We start from the raw sequence: 26,805 nt of genomic DNA, 5'->3' as shown, positions 1-26,805 counted from the left end.
ACCACGGGCTTTTGTTATCTAAAAGGAGGTGGAAGATGGAAGATGAAGTGTTGATGAGAATAACTCCTGACAAGGCGATGGAACTATTACAGAGAGACGGCATTTATGTCAATCTGGAAGAAGCCCAAATTATAATTGACTTCTTGTACAGCATGGCAAATATCGTCGTTGAGCAGTTTGTCAGTAGTAAGCAATCTGATGCCATGACCATAACAAATGACAATAAATAACAGCTATGAAAATTGCAGACCTTTATATCAGGGTGAGTACCGATGAACAGGCAGACAAAGGTTATTCTCAACGTGACCAGGAAGAAAGGCTGCGCAGATATTGCAATATCAACAATATCCAGATACGCAAGGTGATTTTCGAGGATTACTCGGCAAAGACCTTCAAGCGGCCAGCCTGGCAAAGCCTGTTGGTTGATCTGCGGAAGCAAAGGGGAAATTCCGATCTTATCCTTTTTACAAAATGGGATAGGTTTAGTCGTAATGCCGGAGATGCCTATCAAATGATAAGTCTGTTACGGCATCTTGGTATAGAGCCTCAAGCAGTAGAACAGCCATTGGATTTATCCATTCCCGAAAATAAGATGATGCTTGCTTTCTACCTTGCAGCTCCGGAGGTAGAGAATGACCGTAGGGCGTTAAACGTATTCAACGGTATGCGCCGTGCAAAAAAAGAAGGTCGCTGGATGGGTACAGCTCCAATTGGCTATGTGAACAGAACTACAGAAGATGGCAAGAAATACATTGCGCTCAAAGGTCAGGATGCTAAGATCATAAAATGGGCTTTTGAAGAAATCTTCCGCAATAAGCTGAATACTGAACAAGTCTGGAAGCAAGCCCGTGGACGTGGTTTGAAATGCAGCAAGAATAATTTTTGGGTAGCAATCAGGAATCCTATTTATTGCGGGCTGATTTTTGTTCCTCAGCATAAAGATGAACAAAGTCAGCTTGTGCCGGGGCAACATGAGCCGATCATATCGACTTCATTATTTTTTGATGTGCAAGATGTGTTGGACGGCAGAAAGAGAAAGGCGGTAAGTAAAAAGGTGGTTTCGCAGGATGATATTCCTTTAAGGGGTTATCTGATTTGCCCAAACTGCGGCAGGTTTTTAACAGGCAGTGGTTCAAAAGGCAGAACAAAATATTATCACTACTACCATTGCAGTTCTGAATGTGGCGTACGTTACAAAGCCGATGAAGCAAACAATTTAATGATAGAAGCAATCGGAGATGAAGTGCGTAATGTACCGCAGCTTAAGCTGTTCAGGGAAATTATTTCGGCTACCTATATGGAAGTAAACCGTCTTGAAAAAACAGATCAGAAGCGCATGATGTCTCAACTGGATCAGATAAAGCGCCGGCTTTCAAAAGCTCGTGAACTTTTGCTTCGTGAGGAAATTGAAGGGGAAGACTATCGTACTATTAAGACAGAAGCCAGTGAACGAATGACCGATATTGAAGCAAAGCTTAAAGCTTCCAGTTCCTTCTCAGATAATATGGAATTACTTTGGGATCATCCCATTTCCAAAATCTCGCATTTAGATGTACTGTTTCAAAACGGAACTGTCGTACAGAAAAGGAAAATTGTTAGTACAATGTTTCCTGAAAACCTGATATACGACGGTGTAAAGCTTCATCGTACAAAGGTGAGCGCAGCAATCAGCTTATTAACTACTCGCGAGAAATATCCACAGGATGCCGTTGCAAAAAACGACCAAACTTATCAGGCTGAAAGCGTTCATCTGAACCGCAAACATGCCGTAGCCATATTACGAAACAGAGTATAGTTCTTGCTATTTAGTTACCGGCAATTTAGCCACCATCTTCCCATGTAGCCGCTCATTAACCAAATAAGCAAGAAAAGTGGTAAACGAAGTAATATCCTGCCCAACACTTGCTTGCTCCAAAGCCTGCATGTACTCATCCCTTCTTTCAACTGGTATTATAGTCCACGGGTAACCTCCCGAAGCCAGCATCGCATTCATTAGAAAACGTCCTATCCTTCCGTTGCCGTCCATGTATGGGTGGATAAAAACGAAGATAAAGTGGCCCAATACCGCTCTTACGGATGGTTCTGGTTCTTCCTCCAGCAACTCAAATAGTACAGGCATGGCATCCCTCATAGCATCTACATTCAAAGGGACATGCTTGGAATTGCCGATGTACACTTGGTGGTTTCGATAGCCTGCAAGGTCTGCTGCTTTTAGAAGTCCGGCGGTTACGCTTGGGTCGAATAGTTGCCTGTACCATTTTAAATGATCCTTGTCAATTTGCTTTCCTGAATTTGCGCCCTTCAGTATAGCCGTGATGGTGTCTTTCACCTGCAGGAAGGCTTGGTAGTAACCTCTGGCTGCCATCGCATCTCTTTGTTTCCGGTCTTCTTCGTTTTCCTTGCTGTTCCACTGGCCACTGCTTACCCTTTCGATCAGTTCCGGGGTTACACGATACCGCTCGATGGAAAGCGAATTGTATGCGTCAGTAACGTAGATGTCGTCAACATCCTTTAAGTAGGCTTGCATATTGTCCGGTATGCCTGGTGCTTTGGGAAAGCTGGCAATAACAGTCTTACGCATCTGCTCCCACATGAGCCTGATCCGGTTGGCATAAGGTGAGCGTTCACGGGAGGACAGGCTAAGGCTTAGTTTGGTTTCAAAAGGATCTTCTTCCCGTATGTCATAATCAGCTTGTTTAAGGGTGTCAACAATCTGATCGGCTATCTTGTCTCTGCTTATATTTCTGAAAGCACCCGCTAACCTGCCTGCAAAGGTTGTATGCCCATTCTCCAGTAGAATAGGTAATACTTCCGAAGCATCCCTTATCAATGCAAGTGCCGTGCGGGCATCAATCGCATTCCTTGTATAAATACTTGGGGAGCTATAAACCAACGCAGCCGGCAGATTGTACATTCTAATCCCATTTGTTATTATAGTTTGATCCGGAGGAGGAATATTTGCTTTTAAGTTGAATAAAGAGGTATTATGCGGTAAGGGCGTAGGGTTATTATTACCCTGTGGCGAACGTAACATTAGCTGTTGCGGTACGGCACTGTTTCCTGCATGGATAAGAAGGGACTGGTCTGCCGACAAGCACCATTCTTCTCCAAATTTATAATTCAGGAATTTGGCAATGAAGTCCCAATAAGAGCTGTACCAGGAAGTTGTTTCCCCTGCTTTTTCCATAGGGTCGGTAGGTATATACCATCCTTTTGTAACTTCCCGGATAAAGCCGTTTTTAAGTAGTATCTCTCTGTATTTGCGGTTGGGGATTTCATCGGTATGAATACCAACGATTCCACTATCCTGCAACTCTTTCAGGAATTTAAGGGATTCTACCAATCGTTCGCGTGGTGTTGCCATATTGTAATTTTACTGAACAGGGATGTCTCCTATTAAACCGTGTTGTTTTCTATTTATTAAACCAAGACGTGGCAAATGTAGTAAATTTAGTTGTGATACTTCTATTAAATACTGCTCATTATGATTTTTATTCGTACCTTTATCCTGTACCACACTTAATTTTTATAGTATGAAAATAGCAGACCTTTATGTACGGGTAAGTACGGACGAACAGGCCGACAAAGGCTATTCGCAACGTGACCAAGAGGAACGTTTGCGGAAATACTGCGAAATAAACGATATCCGGGTTAGGAAAGTAATACTGGAAGATCACTCAGCAAAAACGTTCAAACGACCGGCTTGGACGGGATTATTAGGGGATTTGCGTAAGCACAAAGGACATACTGATCTTATCCTGTTCACGAAATGGGATAGGTTCAGCCGTAATGCTGGGGATGCTTATCAAATGATCAGCACCCTTCGGCGTTTAGGTATCGAGCCGCAGGCAGTAGAACAACCGCTTGACCTATCCATTCCTGAAAATAAAATGATGTTGGCGTTTTACCTCGCAGCACCGGAAGTAGAGAATGACCGTAGGGCATTGAATGTGTTTCATGGTATGCGCCGTGCTAAAAAAGAAGGGCGCTGGATGGGAACAGCTCCTATTGGTTATGCGAACAAGGTTAATGAGAACGGCAAGAAGTATATCGCTCCGAAGGATATTCAGGGTGACATAATGAAATGGGCATTTGAGGAGCTTTCGCGTAGTCAACTCAACACAGAACAGGTATGGAAAAAAGCGAAAGAAAAGGGCTTGAAATGCAGTAAGAATAACTTTTGGGTTGCTATAAGAAATCCGATCTACTGTGGGTTGATATTTATTCCAAAGTATAAGGAAGAAGAAAGCCTGTTGGTTAAGGGGCAGCATGAGCCTTTAATCCCGGAAACGCTTTATTACGATGTTCAGGATGTACTGGATGGGCGTAAGCGGGTCTTGGGCACAAAGGTTACGGCAGATGATAATATTCCATTAAGAGGTTTCTTGATCTGTCCGAAATGCGGAAGGATGCTTACCGGCAGCGCATCAAAAGGAAGAACACAATACTACCATTATTATCATTGTAGTTCTGCTTGTGGCGTTCGTTACAAGGCAAAAGAAGCGAATGATAAAATGATTGCGGAAATCAGAAAATATGTATGGCCTCTTTCAAGGCTTGAAACATGCAAAGATGTTATCACGTCAACATACAAATCAAAAGAACGTGGAGAGAGAGACGAGCAAAAAGATTTGAAGCTGCAACTGCAAGAAATGAACAGCCGCATTGTAAAGGCAAGAGAGCTGCTTTTGTGTGGTGATATTGAAGGTGACGATTATCGGGCGATTAAATCTGAATGTGAGGAAAAGATAAATCGTCTGGAGGCAAAATTGAAAGCTGCGGTAAGTTTTCAAACTACTGTAGAACCATTATGGGATAAGGCTTTCAGCAATATCGCTCAGCTTGATACTTTGTATAACGAAGGCTCCGTAGAACTTAAAAGAAAGATAGTTGGTTCGATGTTCCCTGAAAATATCGTATTCGACGGTTACCAACATCGAACCAAAAGATTGAACGAAATCATCAACATTATATCCTTGATAGATAAGGAATTAAAGCCCAAAAAAAATGGGACAAGTCGTATATCCTTTGACTTGTCCCATATGGTGATCCCGCTGGGATTCGAACCCAGGACCACTACATTAAAAGTGTAATGCTCTACCAGCTGAGCTACGGAATCAGTGTCTTTGGAAAAAAAAAGCCTCAATCGCTGAGGCTTTGAAAATTTTGGTGATCCCGCTGGGATTCGAACCCAGGACCACTACATTAAAAGTGTAATGCTCTACCAGCTGAGCTACGGAATCGTACTTTACAATGTTTGTTTTTGTAAAGTTGTGCAAAGATAGAGATTATGCTTTAGTGTGCAAACGAATTGATATTTTTTTTTGTGCACTGTACCTAAACAACTTAATATCAATAACAATAAATTTTGATTTGCTGGGGTATAGCAGAGAGTAGGCCAAGTACCTAGAGCAACTCTTCTCTTGCGTTGATCTTACTTTCATCCCCCGTTTATCTGGCCAGTCTGCGCGTTATCGCCTTCCCTTCAGCATCTAGGTCCCTGTTTATCTTTAATTTAATCAAATTATCTACAATTACATCTAAAACCTGGTGTCGTTGGCTAATCATCCTATCGGCTAAAGCCATTAATTTTTGGATATTTTTAGGGCTTGCAGCATCCATCCGCTCTTGTACGCTTTGCAGGTTCATAGGCTCAATACGCACATAATGATCCGGAATGCCCAAATAGCTGAAAATTTGCTTCATATAAAAGTGGCTGGTTTCAGTTGCTGCGCCCATCATCATATCCAGTAACGCAGGCACCACAAACAAAGCTTTGGTGTCTCGCAATTCGTCACTATCGTAAGATTGTTTAGAAACTCCTGTGCCTAAAGACAAAATGTGAATGTCATTCGGTTCAAACTCTTGCTCCGGCTCGCGTTTAATCTCAACAAATGCACTTAAAGAGGGGTTGGTTGCAAAAATTCCACCATCTAGCAAGGGATAACGCACGCCGGCTAAGGAATAGATTTCTGCCACACTAAAATAAGTTGGCGCAGCAGAAGTGGCCCGACAAACATCGCGCACATAAAAATCGCGGTGGATGCCCCGGCTTTTTGCCGTTTTTTGCCTAAAAATGTGTGCCTTGCGCAGTTCAATATTATACGCCGTGATAATGCAAGGCTTGATAAGTTCGGATAGTTTAACGTCTTCAAAATATTGCAGTAAAATTTTTTCCAAAAACTCGGCATCGTAACGTTCTGTTACCCAGCCAATATCTGCAAAAACCTTTTTGATGCCTTTAGTTTCAAATATTTTTGCGCCGTTGGCGATATATAAATCTAAAGCTTGTTTGGCGGTAAAGCGTGGTTTTTTAGGGTCGTCTTTTGAAGGGCAAAGCAGCAAGCAGGTTAAAATACCGCCGGTGCTGGTGCCAGCAAAAAAGTCGAAATAGTCTGCAATATGTGCTTCAGCATTGCCTGTGCGCTGCTTTAAACGTTCTTCCAGCTCTACCAAAACCATTCCGGGGATAATGCCCTTTATACCGCCACCGTCAATAGATAAAATTGTTTTCATTAAATTAAATGTAGTAAAAAGAATGAGGAATATGGGAGGAAAGATGTAAGGAGGAGCAAAGATATGAGACGTGAGATATGAGACAAAAGATTAAGGTGCAAAGAATAAAGAGCAAAGAACAAGGACGCGCGCTATACCTAACCACCCGACCAAAAAACACCTAGCTACCTAGCACCTAACCAACTAACGCCTAACCGCTAATCTCTAAAATTTTGTGTCACCATAATGCCGTAAATTCCACCGTCCATAATCCCTATGCCTACGCGTCCAAATTTGGGGTTTAAAATGTTAGCCCGATGCCCCGGCGAGTTCATTAAGCCCATATGCGCAATTTCCACGGTTTGCGCCAAAGCCAAATTTTCGCCCGCTGTGAAGTATGTAATGTTGTGTGCTTTAATACGGTCAAAAGGCGTGGTATTATCTAAGCTGATGTGCGAGAAATAGCCTTTTCTAAACATATCCAGAGAATGCTCCCGGGCAACGGTACGCAATGCGGTATCCCGCGCAAGCGGAGGTAAATTAGCTTTCCGGCGCTCTTCATTAACTAAAACTAGTAGGTGGTTTTCCATTTTTTCATTTGGGACCGGATTTTCTACTTTGAAGTGGAGCAAAACCGTCTCGTCCGACTCGGGCTCAAGCGTTAAGCGACTGATGCTTTTTTTTACCTGCTCGCTAATATTGGATGCTATTTTGGTATCTAAGGTTTCAATTTGTTGACTTAGCGTGTTGGCGATGTAGCTGGCGCGTGTTTCTTTGGTTAAGCCGGGCCAAAGCTCCATAAACAAAAAAATAAGGGAAAGCAGCGATGCATAAAAAATGCCGCGGATGGCTCCTGGAATTAAGCCTAAATACTTGTTTAGTTGCTGATGGTGGTAATGCTTAGGTAAATATTTTAAGCCGAAATATACCGCTATCCCGATGAATAAACGCGCAAGGATAATGGCGATAAAAAAAGAGAGCGGGAGCAACCAACGTTCGGAAATCACAAAGTAACTCGATAGCCAAACGCCTATGTACTGGTATACGGCGAAAGCTAAAAATATACTGGCGGCAAGCGCAAAAAGCTCTAAAAAACCGAGGATGAAACCACGAAGATAGCCGTGTAAAACGCCCGCGAGGATAATAAAAAGGAGGATGAAATCTACATAATTGAGCATATTTTGGCTGTTGCAATAAACACTCCAAAATATGCTCAACGGTGTATGCTAACGGATATAACTTTCTAAAATTTTAAATCCTTGGTTGGTGCTTAAAGAAACTTGTTTGGTACTGGCAGGAATTAAAATACAATCGCCCATTTGTACCGGCAACTCTTCAATTCCGTACTTTAAAATATAAGAACCCTCCACACAAACATGAATTACAAAACTATCTAAGTTGTTGTAATCTCTGCTGGTTTCTTGTGTATAATTTAAAATATTGGTTGTAAAATACGGGCAGTCTGCCACTTCAACCGGCTGATTTAGCGTTTGCTGGTATTTTGATTTATAGTTGTCGTAAAACGTGTAATCAATGGCGTCAATTGCTTCATCAACATGTAATTCGCGTTTGTTGCCTTTATCGTCAACGCGGTCAAAATCATAAATACGGTAAGTAATGTCTGATGTTTGCTGGATTTCGGCAATCAGTAGGCCTTTGCCGATGGTATGCACCCGCCCCGCCGGCAAAAAAAACACGTCACCTGCTTGCACCTCTTCTTCATTCAAAATATCGGTTAACTCGCCGGCGTTAAATTTTTTGAGATACAGTTCTTTGTCAACCTCTTGGTTAAAGCCCGAGATTAAAGTAGATCCGGTATCGGCCTGGATAACGTACCACATTTCGGTTTTTCCTTTAGAATTGTGGCGTTTGGCGGCCAGCTCGTCATTAGGATGTACTTGGATAGATAAATCTTCATTGGCATCAATAAATTTCACCAACAAAGGAAACTCATTGCCAAAACGCTCATAATTTTTTTTGCCGAGTAAATTTCCTTTTTCCTGGCTCAGCAGTTGCGCTAAGGTGGTTCCGGTTAAGGGGCCGTTGGCTATTACAGAAACATCTGATTTTACACCAGAAATTTCCCAAGTTTCGCCACAATTGGGTAGGGGAGAAAAATCTTTACCTAAGTAGGTTTTAATTTTGTGGCCGCCCCAGATTTTATCTTTAAAAATGGTTTTGAATTTTAAGGGATAGAGCATATTAAATAAGTAAGAAGTTAAAAGCCAAAATTAAATTAAAAGTCAAAACCGGAAACCGTCAAAATGCGTTTTCGTCGCCTTTTAACGTGACGATAATGGTTTTGATGATGATTTTTAAGTCGAGCCAAATGCTCCAGTTTTCGATATACCATACATCATATTCAATTCTTTTAATCAGCTGGTCTTCGGTTTTAATTTCACCGCGGAAACCATTTACCTGCGCATAGCCTGTAACGCCGGGTTTTTGGTAATGGCGGATCATGTATTTCATGATAATTGAAGAATATTCTTCGGTATGTTTTAGCATGTGCGGCCGCGGGCCAACTACAGACATATCACCTTTTAACACATTAAAAAACTGCGGAAGCTCGTCAATGCTTGATTTCCGCAGAAACTTGCCTAATTTGGTGATACGCTTATCGCCACGGGTAACCTGTTTGCTGTTGGCCTCATCATTTATTTTTAGGCTCCTAAATTTAATGCACTTAAAAGGTTTGTTGTTTAAGCCCGAGCGTTCTTGTAAAAAAAACACCGGTCCTTTAGAATCCAGCTTAATTAACAAAGCGATAAGCGGCACCAGCCAACTTAACAAAAATAGCGCCACCAAACTGCTGAAAACAATATCAAACACGCGTTTTTTTACCTTTACGCCAAAATCTTCCAAAGGTTCTGAGCGTAAGGAAAGCACCGGAATATTGTTCACATAATCTACGTGCACCTCTCTGTCTACGAAATAGTGTAAATCGGGCACAAACCTAAAGCGCATACAAAGGTTTTCGGCATACTGGGCTATATCGTAAATATCTGGATAAACCTCTGGCGAAAGAGTGCAATAAATTTCGGTAACTTGGTTTGCAACTGCATATTGCATACTGTCTTCTAAGGTGCCCAAGTAGGTAAAATTATCATCATTCTCTGTACGTGCTTTTTCAGAGAAACATCCTAAAATTGTTAAACTGTGGTTGGCTTTTTTAAGTTTAACGGCTAAATCTTTTGCGAAGGCGTTGTTGCCAAGGATAATCACTTTATTAAGTGCCAGTTTCTTTTTAGCTATGTACCTAGAAATCTGCAGAAATAAAATCCTGCTTACGATGAGGTATGCCAAAAACGAACCGAAACTTATAACTAGATATTGGGCGTTAAAGCTAAACCTAGAAAAGTAAAGGTATATCAATAAAAACAGTAAGTATAAGATAAATGCCCTGCTGGTTCGGCGGGCAAACTTTTTAAAGTTGAGTATCTTATCGTTGATATAAACTTCTGTTAAATACGAACTAATGAGCCAAAAGATATTGTTCATGATGAAAAATACCACGTGGCTGATATTTGCCGAATTAGTTAAAAAGTTGAAGTTTAAGAGCAATACTAGGTGTAGCACGCACAGAAATCCCAAATCGGTAAAAGCAAAAAATATTCTGAAAAGATTATCGAATCTACTGTTCATCAGCTTTCTATATGTGCTTATCTGTTTTCTGGTGTAAATAGGTTTATATCGGCAATGTTAGCAAATATTACGCATTTATTTTTTGTTGGTCAAACGCATGAACGTAATTGTAAGTGCTTTCTATATTCGCTTTTGATGAGGCACCAAATAATATAGATTCTATATTAGGCAAACCGCAAACGTATTCCATGGCTTCTTTAGGATGGATGGCGCCTCCGCCTAATACCTGCATGGCTATTGCACGCAGTTTTCTGGTTTTTAAAACGTCCTCGTAAACGTCATTACCGCCAGACATCCTGAAGCCTGCTTTGTTAATAGACGCACAAATAATCGGGTTTTCTATGCCTCCTTTCTCCAAAACATCCAATAGCTTAGGCATATTCATGGTAATAAAGCCTGCTTCGGCATTGTATTTTTTCTTTACGTAGTGATAAAAAGCAATTAATACTTCATCGGCGCGTAGGCCTAACAAAAGATCTGTAATTACGTTTTGTAAAAAAATTACCGGCGTATTAATGTTTTTAAACATCTTCATCTCGGCATCTACCAGCAATTCCATGATGGATAAATAATCTTTAGACAAAAATGCCACACCGCCTTTAAACATAGAGCCAAAGAAATTGCCCGGCACATATTGTTTTATAGTGCCTGTTATGCCCAGCTCAGTAACCGCATTTGCGTATTTATGGGCGTAAGGCATGCAAGGGTAAATGGTAAAGTCTTTATACTTTTCGGGCTGGCTTCTGATAATGTTGCAAATGTTCACAATCCTATCGTGAGTGGTACACATAAAAGTATTTATCCCCACGGCCCGGGCTTCATCTAAAGTTTTTATAATCGCGCTATCCTCTTTGAATTTGATGGATTGTGCCCGCGATTTCTCGTCAGAGATATGGTTTACCGCAAAAAACTGGTTATCGCCAAATATTACTCTTTCCATATGTTTATTTTGCATTATTTCTGATTAATTCAATTGCCCAATCTGTATACCAGGCGCTCTGAAATGTGTTGATGGTGTTAGGTACTTTCCCTGCTACTGCATTGATAAAATAATCTACTTGGCTGGTGTATTCTTCTCCTCTTAAATTAAAGTTTACCGGCTCTGTAAGCTCGGTAATATTTTTAACATTCCAACCTTTATCATATCCGGGTAGCGCGTTACTGTCTTTCAAAAAAACTTTTAGTTCGCTCGCATCAGAGATAATTTTTCCTTTGGTGCCTAAAATGGTGATGGTGGTCGACATTTTTCTGTAAGTTTCATCACTCCAATTAACGGATAGCACACCTTTGACCTTGTTAGAAAGCTCTAACAAAGAATACACTGCATCTTCAACGCTGGTAGAATAAATAGAATCCAACACGCTGCCTTTTACAACCGATACCGGCGCTAAAGTGCCAATCAGCAGGTCGATAACGTGTGCGGCATAATCCAATAAGCAACCGCCACCTTCGGTAGGGTCCGATCGCCAGGTAGATTGCTGCGGTTTGGTGACCACAGGACCGTAAGATTCGCCAACAAAATGATGGATTTTCCCTAACGCTCCGCTGTCGACTATCCGTTTTACCTCTTTAAAAGTTCCAATAAATTTATTGTGATAGCCTACTTGGTTAACCACGCCTTGGTGTAAAGCTAAATCTATCAGTTCTTTGCCTTGGGCAGATGTCAAGCAAAATGGTTTTTCGGCAAAAACATGCAGTTTTCGGTTTAATAATTCTTTAATTATTGCATAATGAAACTTGGTAGGCACAGCCACAAATACGGCGTCTGGTTTGGTCTCATCAAGCATTTTTTGGTAATCTGTAAAACAGCTGAATTTTCCGTAACGGTTTAAAAAATCGTTAACCATTTTAGATGTATCACACACGCCTACTACTTCTACATTTGGGTTTGCACCCAATATAGATAGGTGAGAGATGCCCATTTTACCAGCACCTATCAATGCCACTTTTATCATAAATTATAGGTATTTATTTTAATCAAATTTAATGCACTTGTACGCCACTCACTGTTTAATTGTTTCGGTTTCGTTTATGGTGTACGATAAAAATTGTGAATATTTACGACGTTAAATGTAGTTTCTTTAAAGCTAAAGTAAAAGCTGTTTGTGCCGAATTCTTTTAATTTTAATAAATCGATATAACTAAATTGTGCAGATAACGTAATGATGTTTTAAAGATGCTTAGGTAATTTAGTTGGCTCTTAGGAAAGCAAACAAGGTTTTTGCTACAAATTATAGGCAGTAGCACGTAATTACGCACTTATAATTTACTAATATTGATAAATGGTTGATAAAAATGTAAAGGTATTGATTGTGAGTTCGGCCGGTGGCCATTTGGATGAAGTATTGCAACTTCAAGAAATTAGGAATAAATACGAATATCTTTTGGTTACCGAAAAGCTGGAGGCCACTAAAGCACTCCGAGAAAAATACAAGGTTAAATATATTCGTCCAGATGTAATGGGCAGGGGCTACAAGTATATCTGGAATATCCTGGTCAACTTTTATCTTTCGTTTTTGATTTTAATCAAGTTTAAACCTAAAGTAATCTTAACCACCGGAAGCCATACCGCCTTCCCCATGTGTGTTTTAGGCAAACTGATGGGGATAAAAATAATTTACATTTTATCGTACGCTAGGGTAAATAGCAAAGCAAAAACAGCTAATTTGGTTTATCCCTTTGCAGATTTATTTTTGGTGCAATGGGAGTCGGCGCAAAAACTTTATCCGAAATCAATTTATAAAGGAGGTTTATTTTAATGATTTTAGTACTCTTGGGCACTTTTTCAATAGAGTTTAGCCGTCCTTTAATTGCAATCGAAAACGCGCTAAAAAAAGGTAAAATTAATGAGGAAATCATTGTCCAGGCGGGGCATACCACTTATCACTCTAATCTGTTAACCATAAGGTCATTTATTAACCCCACAGAATTGGAAGAACTTTATCAACGGGCAGAAATTATTGTTACCCATGCCGGCGTAGGTTCTATTTTAAGGGGTTTCCGGATGAACAAAAAGATAATTGCGATTGCCCGCTTGCACAAGTTTAAAGAACATGTGGATGACCATCAGGTAGATATATTGGAGGAATTTGCCAGAAATAACTATTTAATCCCTTGGCGGGAGGATGATGATTTTGCAGATTTGCTTGCACAAGCCCGAAAATTTACGCCTTCGCCTTTTGTTTCTACTAAAAAAGATTTAGAGGGCTTTATCATCAACTACATCGAAAACTTATAACCTATTGTATTAAAGCTATCGGCTTATATGCCGAAAAAATAAAAAAACCAAAATGAACCAAGATTTAGGAAAAAAATTTGACCTCTGCGTAGTAGGAAGCGGACCGGCGGGTATAATTACCGTGCTTGAGTATGCACGCGTTAATCCGCAAAAAACGGTTTTGTTGATTGAATATGGTTTTCCGGGCCAAAAAGTAAAAAACAGTTTAGACGATTCTATTGTTGTTGAAAATAAATTAAACCACCACGACCCGTACGAATGTACGAATAAAGGCTTGGGCGGCACTTCTTTAACTTGGGGCGGCCGTTGCGTAATGTACGATGAAATTGATTTTTTAAAAGACCGGCCGGTTATTAACGGCGAGTGTACTTGGGATGTTAGCCTGTTTGAAGAAGTAAAAAAACATGTGCCTGCCACTGCCGGATATTTTGAGTGCGGAGAACCAGTATTTAATCTTAACAAGATTCCGCAATTTGCAGGGAGCAGGATAGCAGAGAATTTTAAAGAAGGTGATGTAACAGACAGTTTGCTGGAACGCTGGAGCATGCCTACGCGTTTTGGAAGCAGGTACCGGAAAGAGCTTGAAGAATGTAAGAACATAACTTTGCTGGAAGGTTATGAGGCTAGAGATTTTGCCGAACCTGACGCCAACGGCAAAGTATCGTCTTTAACCATAAGAAACGTTAAAACCGGCGAAATAAGTAATGTGGAGGCCGAAAAATTTGTGCTAGCGGCCGGAGCGCAGGAAAGCACTAGGATACTGTTAAGAAATACCAAGCTGTTTAAGAATTTAGGTTTCACGCCGCCTGCTTTGGGTAAGTACTACCAAGGTCACGTTTTTGGTAAAATCGCCAGCGTAAAATTTTATGGTGATCCTAAAAAAACAGATTATGGCTATCTGCGCAACCCCGACGGGACATACATCCGTCGCAGGTTCCATTTTACCCAAGATTTTATGCTTAAAAAGGATTTGTTAAACACCATTATGTGGATTGATAATCCGCTTTATCATGATTATAAGCATAAAAATGGAGCTATGTCTTTTATGTACTTGGCTATGATTACTCCGGTATTAAAAAATATGCTGGCACCACCTGCTATCGCGCACTCTATTACCAAAGGAGAAACAAAAACCGTAGGAAAGCACATCTGGAATTTTGTGAAAGATTTGCCAATGTCGGTGATTACCCCTGCAAGTATATTTTACCAGCGTTACCTAGTGAAAAGGAAACTGCCGGGGGTGTTTTTGTATAATCCGATGAACGAATATTCGCTCAATTTCCATGCAGAACAAGTGCCCGCTGAGCAAAACCGGATGGAACTGGATAAGGATGGAGAAACTTTAATTATCCATTATGATTTGGTAGATGCAGATATAAGATCTGTAGTTGCCGCCCATGATGAACTTGACAAATACCTGAGAGAAATAAACTGCGGAGAGGTAGTTTATTGGTATCCGAAGGATGAACTTTCTAAAGCGGTGAAAAATGTTTCTAAAGACGGTATCCACCAGATAGGAACTACCAGAATTGCTGATAGCCCTGAAGAAGGTGTTGTAAATAAAGATTTGAAGCTTTACGGAACAGATAATGTTTATGTATGCAGCAGTTCGGTTTTTCCAACCTCTGGCCATGCCAACCCCACTTTCTTTTTAGGTGCTTTTGCCGTAAGATTAGCGAATTATTTATAATGAGGAAGATAGAACTTATCCCAGGAATAGCATCTTCTGTACTGGGTTTTGGTTGCGCACCAATTTTAGGGTCCATCAATAAAAAAACAGCACAGTACGCGTTAGATTTTGCATTAGATAACGGTATTAACCATTTAGATTTAGCACGGTCTTACGGTTATGGCGATGCCGAAGGTTTTGTAGGCAAAGCTATAAAAGGAAAACGGAGCAATTTAGTACTAGCCAGTAAATTTGGTATAGAAGCTAATTGGAAGGCCTCTTTTATGAAGCCGCTGAAACCCATCGCCAGAGAGGTCAAAAACTTTATTAAAAAGAACAGAAACCAAACTTTAACAGTTACCAACTCAAAGAATGTTGCAGATCGGTTTTTGGACCGTATTGTACCCTTGCGGGCAAATTTAATGAGGAAAAGCTTGGAGAAGAGTTTAGCGGAGTTACAAACAGATTATCTGGACTATTTTTTTATTCATGAGCCTTTTCATACCGTAAGTTACATCGATGAAATAAATGAAATGGCAAATAAATTAAAGGAAGAAGGTAAAATTAGGGCTTTTGGAATTGCTTATATGCAAACGCAAGAGGTTTTACATCAAAGTTATTTAGATACATTCGATATTTTGCAGTTTGATAAACCAGCAGAACCTCTTGATTATGCAAAGTTAGTAGAACGCAGGGGCACTGAACACAATATCATATTTTCACCCATGAAGGGCGGCGGAAATTTAAGCGCAAACCAAAAACTCAAAAATTTATTGACAGATTTTAACAGCAGCATTGTGCTATGCTCTATGTTTAATTTGACACACGTAAAAGAGAATATAAAGATTGCCCAAGAAATTTAAACATCGCCACTAGGGGACAAAAGCTCTAAGTTTTTTTCTTTGCGTCTTTGTGTCTTTGTGGTATCACAATAATTAGCCACTAAGGCACCAAGGCTCTAAGTTTTTTTCTTTGTGGCCTATTAGCATCTAATCTTTTATAAAATAAGACAATGGATACCACTCCTGCGCGAGATCGGCTTTTTTGTTTTTCCTTTCATACCACCATAAAAAAACCTGTTTACAAAGCGGTAATTGGATAACCACGTAATATAAATTGATGTATAAAAGCTTTGCTAAACGGTAAGGGTTGTTCAATCTCAACCTGAAATACCTTTTTAAAGCATTTCTGAAAACCTTTTGCTGTATTTTAAGTAAGCTTTCTTTTGAATCTGCGGTAAGTTGGTCGGCTCCGTTTCTCCGCAGTGCTGCACCGTAATGATCAGAGAAATTACCTTTATAAAACTCGCTCACCCGCATCCAAAGATCAATATCCTCGCCGTGGTAAATGTCTTCGTGAAACACCCCAACCTTGTCAAAAACTTCTTTTTTAAAAATAAAGCCATTGGTTTGTGCCACGTTATGCGAAGCGATATTTAAGTTCGCAACTTCCCTTTGCGTAATTTTTTCTTTTGACCAAAGCCTAAACGTGGGAGCTGCAGTAGCCTCGTTAATTTCCAAAATTCTGCAAAAAATGTAGCCGTAATCCGCATTTTCCTCTATCGCTTCCGCCATTTTTTTAATATGGCCAGGAAAAAAATAATCATCAGAATCTAAAAACAATATATACGGCTGGGTTGCCGCTTTTATTCCTCTATTTCGGGTGCTAGACGGGCCTTGTGTTTTGCAGTCAGCTGGTTTAGCTACAATTTTCACCGTATTGCCGTAAGCACGTGCAATTTTTAGGGTATCGTCAGTAGAACCGTCGTCTGCTATTACGATTTCAATTTCCCCGGTAAAATCCTGAGATAAAACGCTTTCAATTGCTCTTGGAAGCAATTTTTCTCTGTTGTAGGTTGGAATTATAACACTTACGTTCTTCATCATACTATTTAAACGGCTTTTTTTTGGACGAACTATTTGGTCTTGAAATTGGCTTTTATTTGAGCGTAATACTTTTTATAAATAAATAAGCCTGCGATTAAAGAGCCCACTAAAAAAAAGATAATTTTCATCGTTAAATTAATGCTTTCTGGTATTTGCATAGATAAAAAATAGGCAACAACAAGTAATGCAGAGATTTTAAGGTAAAATAGGAGCGAAATTTTTTGCTCTACGTATTTGTCTACTACAAAAAAGTGTAAAATTAGGTTAATGCCGGTAGAAACAATAAACGCAGCGGAAAGGTATTGCGCACCAAACTGCGAACCATACCATAATAAAGGAACGCCTATTAAAGTACAAACAAAAGAAAGATAACCCAATTGCTTTTGCCTATTGATAGCGCCCAAAACGGTGCCAAACAGGCATACTACCGAAAACACGGCAATGTACCAGCATTGGTAACTTAGCACCAAGCTAGAGCTGATATATTTTTCGCCATACAGTAGCACCACAATCTCTTTACGAAAAAGCGTTGCACCAAAGGCTCCGGCAATGCCAATTAAACTTATGGCTATGCACATGGTTTTAAAGATACCTACAAAACGGTCGAAGTCGCGCTCGTACAACCGCGCTAAAATTGGAAATATTGCAGATAACGCGGTGTTTACCACGATGCTAATTGGCAGTAGAACTTTACTGGCGATGTTGAAGTAGCCGATTTGTTCTGTCCCGGACCGGTACTCTAAAAATAAAATCGGGATTTGCATACTTAGCAAAGAAAAAAGGTCCAGATAATAGAAAGGCAAACTTTCTTTACCGAGTGAAAACGCGGTGTCTGCAGATTTATTGGTGTTAGAGAAGGTAGCTTTATAGGGTGTTTTTGTTCTGATGACTACTAGAAACAATAGCACTTTCACGATGTTGAACAGGGCAAATAGCAGAAAAACGAAGTTTAAACTTAGTTGCCTATCCGGAATTAAAAATATCGCGATAAGCCAGATTACTGTACTTGTCAGATTTGCAAAACCAGAAAATTCCATCTTCTCTAGCCCGAAAGCCAAGCTATTGAAATGGTCAAAACTTACCGTCATTATAATAGAAGAAATGACCAGCGCAAATAACAAAACATCATACGAACGAAAAAAATAATAATACGCAGCAAAAATTGCCACTGCAAACAAGGTTCCCGCTAAGCGTAGCAACAATGAGCTTTTAAGGAGGCTGTTAACGTTAAGCTTATCTCTGGCAATATTGCGGATAATAATGCGACTGATACCCAAGGTGGCTACCACAGAAAATATGGTAACGTGCAACTGAAGTAGGTTGTAAACGCCAAAATTATACGGACTTAAAACCCTGGCGATTTTAATCCCGATTATCATCCCTAAAAACTGGGTTAAAACGCTCGAGAGCGTAAGTACAGAGAAATTTTTGAAAAAAGTGTTTTCTGTTATAATTCTTTTTAGTGCAACAATCATAAAAATGCTATGATGATAGATCTGTTGTTTTGAAAGCTTTTACGATGTTCACTCTAGTATTTGCACGCCGTTTTGCAACAATCACAACATCAATTTATACGGTTTATAATTATTATTGTTTTCTTAAAAAACTTCCAACACGGTTAACGAGCATCGTTTCTTTGTAATTACACCTGATTAAGTACAGTGCTAAAACAGTTGAAGGCATATAGCCGGGGTCAAAGATGGCATATCCGGTAAATGCCGTAATAAAAAGCATTAAAAAATAAGCCTTAACGTAATTGAAATTTGTGGCATTTTGCATACTAAACGCCCTATAAAAAAACATGACCCATATACCGGCACCTAAAATTCCAAAAAAGCTAAATAGCCCGGTAAGGCCAATATCAGACGTGTAAAACCCTCTATCTTGCCCATAATAGGTGATAGTTTCCAGCTTGCTTCCTTTAGCAGGATAACCGTTTCCAAAAATTAGGGTGGGTAAACCTCCCTGCAAATCGTTCAAATAAAAGTTATAAGCCTGCACGCGAATATCTTCTGATGCAAACTCGGATTGCTCGGCATTTTGTTCCTTAATTCCTTTAAAAACGCCCGATGTAAGGTAAAATATTGCAGCAAAAGAAACGCCTGCAATCGCGTAAGCATAGCGGTAGCGTAGCTGACTTAACAGCAAAATAAGCATGGCGCCCAAACAAACGCCGGCCAGCATCATGCGGGCTTGGGTTAAAAAAAACAAAAACGCACCACCCACGGCAAACAAGAGCAAGTGATAAAGCTTAAAATCTTTAAAATATTTTTGCAGATAGTAAAAAGCACCTAAAAAGGTGAAGCCTTGTCCGTCAAAAAAAATGGTAATCCCGTTACGTCTTTCTTCGCTACGCATGGTGAAAATCGGATTGGGGAAAGTAAAATAACCGATGGCAAAAATAATTAGCGTTAGAAAGAAGATAAACTGTATAAGACTTTCCACCTGTTTTTGTGATAGGTCGAAAAATATCAGCAGAAAATACAAAAAATAGATATAAAACAGCCGGTAGGATAGGAGCGACGTACCCAAAGGTTGCCCCCAATAAATGTATGCGGTAAAAAAACTACAAATTACCACTGCCATAAAAATAAACACCATTTGGTCCAGCTGGTAAAACACGTAGCCACTTTTAAACAAAATAGTAAATATCGACATGGCCATCATCAGCATTCCGCATCCGAAAATTGCAGCCGCTAATACTTTAGAATCGTCGCTTATTCCGGTGTACGAGAAAAACTGGAGGAAAATGACGATGATGATGAATATCACCCCTTTAGCTAAAAAATCGGATTTGCCAATCATTTAAAAAAATAATGTTTAAACCGGGGACTAAGTGGTGTCAAATGGTATAATCGGGCACGGGATTTAGTTTTTGCCTAAACCACCGCACGTATTTTCTTGCGAAATTTTCTAAACTTATTCCTTGTTGCTTTACGTTTTTAAAGGGCGTCATTTTTAGATATTTCCGATAAATGTGTTTGTATGGGCTGTTATCCACAAAGTGCCAAGGTTTAGAAATGCCGTGGTAGTGTAAAATTACCGGAAGCTGGACGTGTTTTACCGCGGCGTCTGCGTTGTATTTGTCGTTAAGCTCTTTATAGTTGGTTTTAAAGTAAACGTTCATCACGTCTTGGTCAACGTAAACTAGGTTTTTGTCGTATTGTTGACCTATCGCAATCATTTTTTCTGCTGCGTTATCTGCCCTCCACTTTTTTAGATTTGCAAAAAAAACGCCTGTATTAAAATAACTGACCAAGTTTGCGCCCGCTTTGTTCAGTCTGGTAATTTCTTTTGTTGCTCTTACGTCTGTTACGGCGCATAAAGGGGTTTCTTCACCTTTAGCATCGTCGTAAAAATCAAGCGTACAAAACTCTTTTAAAGATCCTGTAACCGCTATATCGCAATCTATATACAAACCGCAGCTTACACTTTCGGGAATCATCTGCCCTAACAGTAATTTAAAATAACCGGCTTTGGTAATATGTTCCGCAATATGGAAATCATTAAAATATTTATCCTCGAAACTTATGGAAGCTATTTCTATGTTGTATTTATCTTTAAAAAATTTACACGCAAGCTCTAATGTGTCATTGTGGCCAAGCTCGTGCAATACAAAAGCTTGTATTTCAAGGTCTTTATTGTTTTCTAAAATGGAAGTTAGCGTTACGGTAAACGGAACTATGTAATTTTTATCCAAAACAAAAAAGATATTTAGCAAGTTATTTTCCATAGTTTGTTTTACTGTTTTTTGCTAAAAATGTTTCCCAGTTGCAAGGCTCTATTTAGTTGATTGTTAAAATATTAGGACGGTTTCAAAAGATTAATTATGTTTTTTTAAAACCGCTTCCAAAAATCTGTAAAAATGGTTTGTCCGCCGGGCTTACCATAATACCCGTATTTATAATTGTACCCGTGCCCATATTTCGCTTTCTGGATGCCATTAAAAATAAGCTGAGGGTTAGGTAGCTGTTCCGCATCAAAAAGCTCTTTAATAAAACTTAATTCTGTTTTTTCGGTATAACCTTGCCTAATAATATACAACGTTGCATCTGTATAACGCGCTAAAATTTGGGCATCCGGAACCAAATGTGCTGATGGGCCATCAATAACAATATCGTCATAAATGCCTTGTAGTGCATTAATTAGGCCTGCTAGTTTCTCGCTATCCAACAACTCCGTTGGGTTATCTGCTTGGGTGCCGCTGTTAATGACATGCAGGTTGGCGTTAAGCGCCGACGGATTTATGATTTCTTGTAAAATAGCCTTTCCGTTTAAAAAGTCTGTAATACCCAGTCCGTTTTTGTTTAGCACATCTTTAGGCGATGATTTGCGCAGGTCTGTTTTTAGGATGATGGTTTTTCTTCCGATATGGCAAAGCGCCAAAGCAAGGTTATTGCTTATAAAGCTTTTGCCTTCATTAGGCACGCTTGAGGTAACCAGCGTTACTTTACCGGTTTTTTTATGCCCATAAAGATGGTAAAGATTGGTGCGCAGTATCCTTAACTGCTCGCTGGTGATGCTTGGTTTGATGCTTTTTAGCGGGATGATATCTTGCGATTTTGCAAACGATATTTCGCCTATAATGGGTGTTTCTAAAACATCCTTAATTTCGTTTATATCTGTTACCGTTTCGTTTAAGGTGTTTCTTAAGAAAATGATTGTGAAAGGTAAGCCCAAACCTAAAACCATAGCTAAGGCGATAGCTACCAATTTTTTATCTTTTGGTGTGCTGGCGTAAGCCTGGTCAACAACGCGGTCGGGTGTTAAAAGTGTCGAGTAGTTGGTGGCAATTTCTTCTCTTTTTTGCAATAAATAGGTGTAAAGGCCTTCTTTAACCATTTGTTGCCTTTTTATACTCTCTAGCTGGCGTTCTTGCGAAGGGATGTTTTTAACCGAAGCTACTAAACTGTTGTTGTATGATTGAAGTTTAGCACGAGTGCTTAACAACGATGCTTTTATGTTTGTTACAATTCCTCTAATAGCGGTTTTAGTGGTTGCTATCTGGCGGTCAATGGCATCAAAATCGGGGTTTGTCTCTGGCGACACGGCCAGTAGTTTTTCTCGCTGTAACTGTAACCTCGAGAGGTTTTCTACCAAATTGTTTAAAGCGGGGTCCGTAATACCAATTGTTGCCGGCGCGTGACCCAATTTAGACGAGTTGATATAATCTTCAATATCTTTTATGATGCTCAGCTTTACGTCAACCTCATTTAAACTGCGTTCAATTTGCTGTATATCTTCCAAATTTATCTTTGACTCCACATCAATATCGGTAATACCGCGGCTGCTTTTAAAGCCTTCAATACCTTGCTCTGCAATGTTAAGTTCTGCCGTTAGTGAGTCTAAACGATTATCTAAAAATGCGAGCGTAGTTTTGGCTTTTTTCTCGTTTTCGTAAATGCTTAGGCGGTTGTATTCCGCAATAAGCTGATTCAAAATATCTTTTCCGCGCTGTGCTATCGGGTCCTCAAGTGTTAAAGAAACCGCTGTAGCCAATTTGTTGGGGATAGAAATTTCTATGGCTTTTTGATATTGTAAGGCTACTTTTTCGGGATCCAAAGAAGTAATTTGTATAGTAGCGCCCTTGTACTCTGGCAAAAAATCTGTAGGCTCCAATTTCCATGTGCCCCAGCTATTATTTAAAAAAGTGTTGAAAGAATATTCCTTCAGCTTTTTATCGGCACCCTGTAAAAAAAAGCTGTTTTTGTCTTTTATAACAATGGTAATTATCTTTTTTTCGGCTTTGCGAACCTGTTTTTGGTTAGGAAGCGTTGGGTTAAACATCACTAGCTTTACCGGGCCGGTTTTGTAAAGGTCTTGGGTGTTTAGTCCTTCTTTTTGTTGATAAATTATTTCAAGATTTAGCTTTTCAACAACATTGCTAATAAGGCGGTTAGATTTTAAAACTTCAATTTCATTTTCGATAAGCTTTGAAGAGTTTACCAAATCAATTTCGCTTAGCGCCGATTGTTGTTCTGGAGCTTTTTTTTCGTCTTTAATAATTAATGTAGCGTTTATCTCGTAGGTTGGCTTGGTCAATTTCAAATAAACAAGCGCCGCAGAAAGTGTAAATAACAGGCACAGCACAAATAAAGGCCAATGGTAAAGGTATTTTCCTACAATAACTTTGATATTCAGCGGTGGTTTTTTTTCCTCCGGAATAATTAAAGTGGTAATGTGGGGCTGCTGTTTAACCATACAATTAACTACCGATATAGCGTTGAAAAGGTTATGGCAATAATAGACAAGGCCGATAGAATTAATGTGGCATTGCGGTAACCGATATCTACCTGCGCGTATTTTGTACGACCTGGCGTCACATAAATTTCATCGTTGTTTTTTAAGTAATAATACGGCGATTCAAATATTTTTTTCGAGGTCAAATCAATTGGCAGGTATTTACGCACGCCATTGATCTCTCTTATCAAAATAATGTTTTTACGTTTGGCGGTAACGTTTAAGTCGCCTGCCATGGTAAGCGCTTGGGTTATCGTGGTGCGCTCGTTCTGGAAAGTATATACGTCTGGCTTTTGCACATCGCCGTAAACGGCTACTTTAAAATTAATGATGCGTACACTTACAGTGGGGTCTTTATAAAAATTGAGTAGTAAAGGCCTCATTTTCTCTGTGAGTTGGGTTGTTGTAAGCCCTGTAACTTTTAAAACACCAAGAAGGGGAAGGTCAATTTCTCCTTTGTCGTTAACTAAATACCCCGTCACGGGATTATCCGAAGAATTATCAAAATTATTTCCGTTTATCCGGTTTAGGTTATAATTAAAAATAGCAGATGATTCGGGATTTCTACTGTTCACATTAATTCCTAAAATATCACCGGGTTGTATAGTTAAAGGAGCGTAATTGGTAATGGGCTCTTCTACAGGTTTACTGCTCTTAAGGTCCTGATAATAGGGGATATCCTTATAAGAACCGCAGGAACTGATAACAACTATTAACAGAGAAAATATAAAAATATAACTTTTATTCATAGCGTAAACGCACCTATTATCGGCATTAAAGATAGCTAATTACGTTAAACTCGGAAATATAAAAAGCCCTTATTTTATCCTTAAACCGTGTTTCTTTTGAAACGTTTATACGCCTATAAGGTTTTTTTGTTTTCCAAAAATCACATCTACGGCGGGCTTAACAGCCGCCGTAGGGTGTCAAAATAGTTAAAGCGTATCTTTTTTCTGTTTAAAAAAGTTGTTAAGCTTGTTTTTTACCTCTTGTTTAATGCGCTGCTCTGTTTGTTTTTTTAATGTATCTGCTTTTTGTTGAAGTTGCTCTTTGGCTTGGTCGGTTAATTTCTGCACTTCTTCTTTGGCTTTTGTTTCCAGTTCGGCTTTTTTATCGGCAACTAATTGATTAACTACACTTTTGGCTTCATTTTTTAGGTCTCCGGCTAAATCTAATTTAAGGGTAGGTTTTGTGATGGTTCCGCCAAGCAAAGCATTAATTTTTACGTTTTCATTTACAGATACATTGCTGCCAATTTTGCTGTTGAGGCTGGCAATAAGGCTATTTGCTTTATCATTGGCTTTGCCTAATAATGAGCGTGGCATGTTAATTCCAAGCACATAATCTAAGCTTTGGTCCAAACCGTTGGAACCCTGCACATTCATTAAAATATCTCCTTTTTTTATATTGAAAGGCGCTACATTTAACCTGCCGTCTGTAATGTTAAACTTGGTGAGCAAATCGTGCAATTCTAGCTTGCGGATGTTGCCGTTGCTTAAACCGGCGGCCAGTTTGTTTAAAGGCTCAAAACCTTCAACCACAGCTTCAATAATATTAGCCAAACCAGAGGCATTAATGCTAGAATAAACTGGCATCATATTCTGTTGCAGTTCCGAGCTGAATTTGAGCTTAGTGCTAAACACGCCATTTGTGTATTTGGCCACCGGAGCCAATAATTTAATGGTGTTAACCGCGCTAAACGCTTTTTGGATGTTCATCTTTTCTAAACCAAAATCAATGTCAACAAAAGGCTTTTTCGGGTTTTTGGTAGTGTACATTCCGTTCATTTTTACCGCGCCGCCCAGCATTTGCAGGCCCAAATCTTTAAAATAAACGCTTTCATCTTTTACCAGCAAAGCGCCTTTTGCGTTGGCAATGTCGAAGCTATCGTACAATACGCGTTTGGCATCAACACTGGCCAAAAAGTTAATATTTGCCGGCACTTTAATTAAGCTGAGTTCGCTCTCGGCAGTTTTTGCCTCCGTTTTGTTTTCTGGTCCCATCAATTCGTTAATATCCAATAAATTGGAAGTTAAACTAAAGGTGCCACTTAACGCCTGGTTTTTGTTGAACAGGTAGGCCAAGTAATTGTTGATGCTCCCGTTAGCGAGAAAATCGCTTTTGCCGATTTTTGCGTTTAAATTGCCCAAAGTGATGTTTTTAGGGCTAAAAGTTAATTTAGCGCTTGCAATTTCAACGGGTTTAGCCACGCTTTCGCCAGTATAAACAAAGTGATGTGCTAGCATTTGGCCGGCCGCATAAAAGTTTTGGAATTGCTGCTTATCAACCGCAGATTTATTACCTTTCGCCTGCACATCGGCATCAATCATCCCGCTTAAGGTCATGTCTTTCATCGGGAAAATGGTGGTCAGCTGTTTTAAATCGAGTTTCCCTTTTAAAGCCATGTCAATATATGGGTCGCTTATTGGTGTTTTTACCAGCAAACGGCCGTTAACCGGAGCCTTATCAAAGGCCAAACTGAAAGCGGGGACGTTAACTACCGTGTGGTCCATCACGCCGTCTGGATTGCTGATGTTTGCTTTAACTTGAATATTGTTTACTGCGGCGGGTAAGCCTGTGTATTTCATTTTTCCGTTTTGGATGCTCAGGTTTACATCAAAGGCCGGGAGCGATTTTTCGTTGTAGGTGCCTTTAGCAAAACCGTTGAACGCAAATTTTCCGCTGGCATCTAAATCTTTAAAATTGCTGGCATAAACCGACGGAATAAGCGAGAGAAAATTTTTAAGATCAGACTGTTTTGCATCAAATTTTAAGTCCATTGCAATGTCCGAATCGTTAGGCATTGCAATGCTTCCTATTACACCTAAAACCAGCTCATTTAAATGGATTTGATTGTTTCCGAAACTGAACTTCATGTTTTTCAAATCCATATCGATGGGCAGATCAGCGCTTAACTGCACATCATTAAGATAGGGGATGGCGCCATATTTCATGGTCACATGCTTTACGTCCGATTCGGTTTTTAGCGTGAACAAATCTTGAGTGAAATCGCCGGTGCCACTATGGTTTACATCTTTTAAATCCATTAAAAAACCGAGCGAAGCATCATCATAAATAATATGTCCGTCTTTAATGCTGTAACGTTGCAGGCTTGCTTTAAATTTGGTTTGGGCGGTATCGGGTGTGCTTGTTGCTGCGCTGTCGGTTTTCATAATGTCCCAGTTTGCGCGCCCGCTTTTTAAAACTTTGGCGTAAATATTTGGGTTAATCAGATTTATGGAGTTGATTTGATAGCTTTCGCCTTTGATAACGCTCATCAAATTTAGGTTGAGTTCCAGTTTTTTGATATTGGCCAGCGTATCGTTGGCAAAACTATCTAAACCCACAACTACCAAATCATTTAGCTGCAGGCCCAGGTTGGGGAAACTAGAAAGTAAGCTTACATCAACATCTTTAAAATCAACTTTTGCGTTAACGTTTTTATTAATTGCAGTTTTTATACCGGCAACAATTTTATCTTTAAAAATAAATGGCACGCAAGCAAGCGCAATAATTAGCAGCATAAAGCCACCTAAAATGCCGAAAACGATTTTTTTGTTCATATTTTTTTGATTGATGAGCGTACAAAGTTGCGGTTTTTTCGCAAAGGTTTAAAGCGGTGTGTTTTTTAA

Annotated in this window: 21 protein-coding genes and 2 tRNA genes; 7 read left to right on the top strand and 16 right to left on the bottom strand. The window is 39.6% G+C overall.

Annotated elements, in window-relative coordinates; all coding sequences use genetic code 11:
* The first annotated feature begins 35 nt into the window (after positions 1–35).
* Complete coding sequence (locus tag BCY91_RS10695) at positions 36–230, top strand: hypothetical protein (protein ID WP_120181953.1); 195 nt, start codon at positions 36–38, stop codon at positions 228–230.
* Between the two features lie 5 nt (positions 231–235).
* Complete coding sequence (locus BCY91_RS10690; RefSeq protein WP_120181952.1) at positions 236–1,795, top strand: recombinase family protein; 1,560 nt, start codon at positions 236–238, stop codon at positions 1,793–1,795.
* 6 nt (positions 1,796–1,801) lie between these two features.
* On the opposite strand, the gene BCY91_RS10685 is transcribed toward BCY91_RS10690, so the two are convergent.
* Positions 1,802–3,364, bottom strand: coding sequence for a Fic family protein (locus tag BCY91_RS10685; protein WP_120181951.1), 1,563 nt, complete (start codon positions 3,362–3,364; stop codon positions 1,802–1,804).
* Between the two features lie 169 nt (positions 3,365–3,533).
* Between BCY91_RS10685 and BCY91_RS10680 the strand changes: the two genes are divergently transcribed.
* Positions 3,534–5,093 carry a recombinase family protein gene (locus BCY91_RS10680; RefSeq protein WP_120182252.1) on the top strand — a complete coding sequence of 520 codons (1,560 nt, stop codon included), beginning with the start codon at positions 3,534–3,536 and terminating at the stop codon, positions 5,091–5,093.
* On the opposite strand, the gene BCY91_RS10675 is transcribed toward BCY91_RS10680, so the two are convergent.
* From BCY91_RS10675 to BCY91_RS10640, 8 genes are all read right to left on the bottom strand, one after another.
* Positions 5,044–5,119: transfer RNA gene (locus BCY91_RS10675), tRNA-Lys, on the bottom strand. The two genes, BCY91_RS10680 and BCY91_RS10675, sit on opposite strands and share 50 nt — an antisense overlap.
* 48 nt (positions 5,120–5,167) lie before the next feature.
* Positions 5,168–5,243, bottom strand: a tRNA-Lys gene (locus BCY91_RS10670).
* Positions 5,244–5,451: 208 nt separating this feature from the next.
* Positions 5,452–6,516 (bottom strand): patatin-like phospholipase family protein, encoded by a 1,065-nt coding sequence (locus BCY91_RS10665; protein WP_120181950.1) that lies wholly within the window; start codon positions 6,514–6,516, stop codon positions 5,452–5,454.
* 197 nt (positions 6,517–6,713) lie between these two features.
* Complete coding sequence (locus BCY91_RS10660; RefSeq protein WP_120181949.1) at positions 6,714–7,673, bottom strand: CvpA family protein; 960 nt, start codon at positions 7,671–7,673, stop codon at positions 6,714–6,716.
* Positions 7,674–7,721: 48 nt separating this feature from the next.
* A complete protein-coding gene (locus tag BCY91_RS10655) occupies positions 7,722–8,696 on the bottom strand; it encodes a type I phosphomannose isomerase catalytic subunit (protein ID WP_120181948.1) in 975 nt (324 codons plus the stop codon).
* A gap of 58 nt (positions 8,697–8,754) precedes the next feature.
* A complete protein-coding gene (locus BCY91_RS10650; RefSeq protein ID WP_120181947.1) occupies positions 8,755–10,140 on the bottom strand; it encodes an undecaprenyl-phosphate glucose phosphotransferase in 1,386 nt (461 codons plus the stop codon).
* A gap of 67 nt (positions 10,141–10,207) precedes the next feature.
* Positions 10,208–11,095, bottom strand: a complete 888-nt coding sequence (locus tag BCY91_RS10645) for an aldo-keto reductase family protein (protein WP_245989080.1) — start codon at positions 11,093–11,095, stop codon at positions 10,208–10,210.
* On the bottom strand, positions 11,085–12,095 hold the full coding sequence (locus BCY91_RS10640; protein ID WP_120181946.1) for a Gfo/Idh/MocA family protein: 1,011 nt from the start codon (positions 12,093–12,095) through the stop codon (positions 11,085–11,087). Before BCY91_RS10640 ends, BCY91_RS10645 begins: the two co-directional genes overlap by 11 nt.
* A 327-nt stretch (positions 12,096–12,422) precedes the next feature.
* Between BCY91_RS10640 and pssD the strand changes: the two genes are divergently transcribed.
* From pssD to BCY91_RS10620, 4 genes are read left to right on the top strand one after another with little or no spacing between them, the layout of a single operon-like run.
* Positions 12,423–12,899 (top strand): PssD/Cps14F family polysaccharide biosynthesis glycosyltransferase, encoded by a 477-nt coding sequence (gene pssD / locus BCY91_RS10635; protein WP_120181945.1) that lies wholly within the window; start codon positions 12,423–12,425, stop codon positions 12,897–12,899.
* Complete coding sequence (gene pssE / locus BCY91_RS10630; RefSeq protein ID WP_120181944.1) at positions 12,899–13,378, top strand: PssE/Cps14G family polysaccharide biosynthesis glycosyltransferase; 480 nt, start codon at positions 12,899–12,901, stop codon at positions 13,376–13,378. The genes pssD and pssE overlap by 1 nt, the downstream gene beginning before the upstream one ends.
* Positions 13,379–13,430: 52 nt before the next feature.
* The gene (locus BCY91_RS10625) at positions 13,431–15,068 is read left to right on the top strand and encodes a GMC oxidoreductase (protein WP_120181943.1); all 1,638 of its coding nucleotides are present in this window, start codon (positions 13,431–13,433) and stop codon (positions 15,066–15,068) included.
* On the top strand, positions 15,068–15,910 hold the full coding sequence (locus tag BCY91_RS10620; RefSeq protein ID WP_120181942.1) for an aldo/keto reductase: 843 nt from the start codon (positions 15,068–15,070) through the stop codon (positions 15,908–15,910). Before BCY91_RS10625 ends, BCY91_RS10620 begins: the two co-directional genes overlap by 1 nt.
* 126 nt (positions 15,911–16,036) lie before the next feature.
* Here the strand turns inward: BCY91_RS10620 and BCY91_RS10615 are convergent, their stop codons facing one another.
* The 7 genes from BCY91_RS10615 to BCY91_RS10585 form a co-directional block, all read right to left on the bottom strand.
* Entirely contained in the window at positions 16,037–16,933 is an 897-nt protein-coding gene (locus tag BCY91_RS10615) for a glycosyltransferase family 2 protein (protein WP_120181941.1), read from the bottom strand.
* A 29-nt stretch (positions 16,934–16,962) separates the two neighbouring features.
* Positions 16,963–18,408: an oligosaccharide flippase family protein gene (locus BCY91_RS10610; RefSeq protein ID WP_120181940.1), complete on the bottom strand. Its 1,446-nt coding sequence runs from the start codon at positions 18,406–18,408 to the stop codon at positions 16,963–16,965.
* A 112-nt stretch (positions 18,409–18,520) separates the two neighbouring features.
* On the bottom strand, positions 18,521–19,738 hold the full coding sequence (locus tag BCY91_RS10605; RefSeq protein WP_147387935.1) for a hypothetical protein: 1,218 nt from the start codon (positions 19,736–19,738) through the stop codon (positions 18,521–18,523).
* A gap of 37 nt (positions 19,739–19,775) precedes the next feature.
* On the bottom strand, positions 19,776–20,666 hold the full coding sequence (locus BCY91_RS10600; RefSeq protein ID WP_120181938.1) for a glycosyltransferase family 8 protein: 891 nt from the start codon (positions 20,664–20,666) through the stop codon (positions 19,776–19,778).
* Between the two features lie 104 nt (positions 20,667–20,770).
* Entirely contained in the window at positions 20,771–23,134 is a 2,364-nt protein-coding gene (locus tag BCY91_RS10595) for a GumC family protein (RefSeq protein ID WP_120181937.1), read from the bottom strand.
* Positions 23,135–23,142: 8 nt separating this feature from the next.
* A complete protein-coding gene (locus BCY91_RS10590) occupies positions 23,143–23,922 on the bottom strand; it encodes a polysaccharide biosynthesis/export family protein (RefSeq protein ID WP_120181936.1) in 780 nt (259 codons plus the stop codon).
* A 186-nt stretch (positions 23,923–24,108) separates the two neighbouring features.
* Positions 24,109–26,736 carry an AsmA-like C-terminal region-containing protein gene (locus BCY91_RS10585; protein WP_120181935.1) on the bottom strand — a complete coding sequence of 876 codons (2,628 nt, stop codon included), beginning with the start codon at positions 26,734–26,736 and terminating at the stop codon, positions 24,109–24,111.
* Positions 26,737–26,805 lie beyond the last annotated feature (69 nt).

This window comes from Pelobium manganitolerans, from assembly GCF_003609575.1.
Taxonomy (GTDB): Bacteria; Bacteroidota; Bacteroidia; order Sphingobacteriales; family Sphingobacteriaceae; genus Pseudopedobacter; species Pseudopedobacter manganitolerans.
This window is presented reverse-complemented; position numbering and strand designations above follow the sequence as displayed.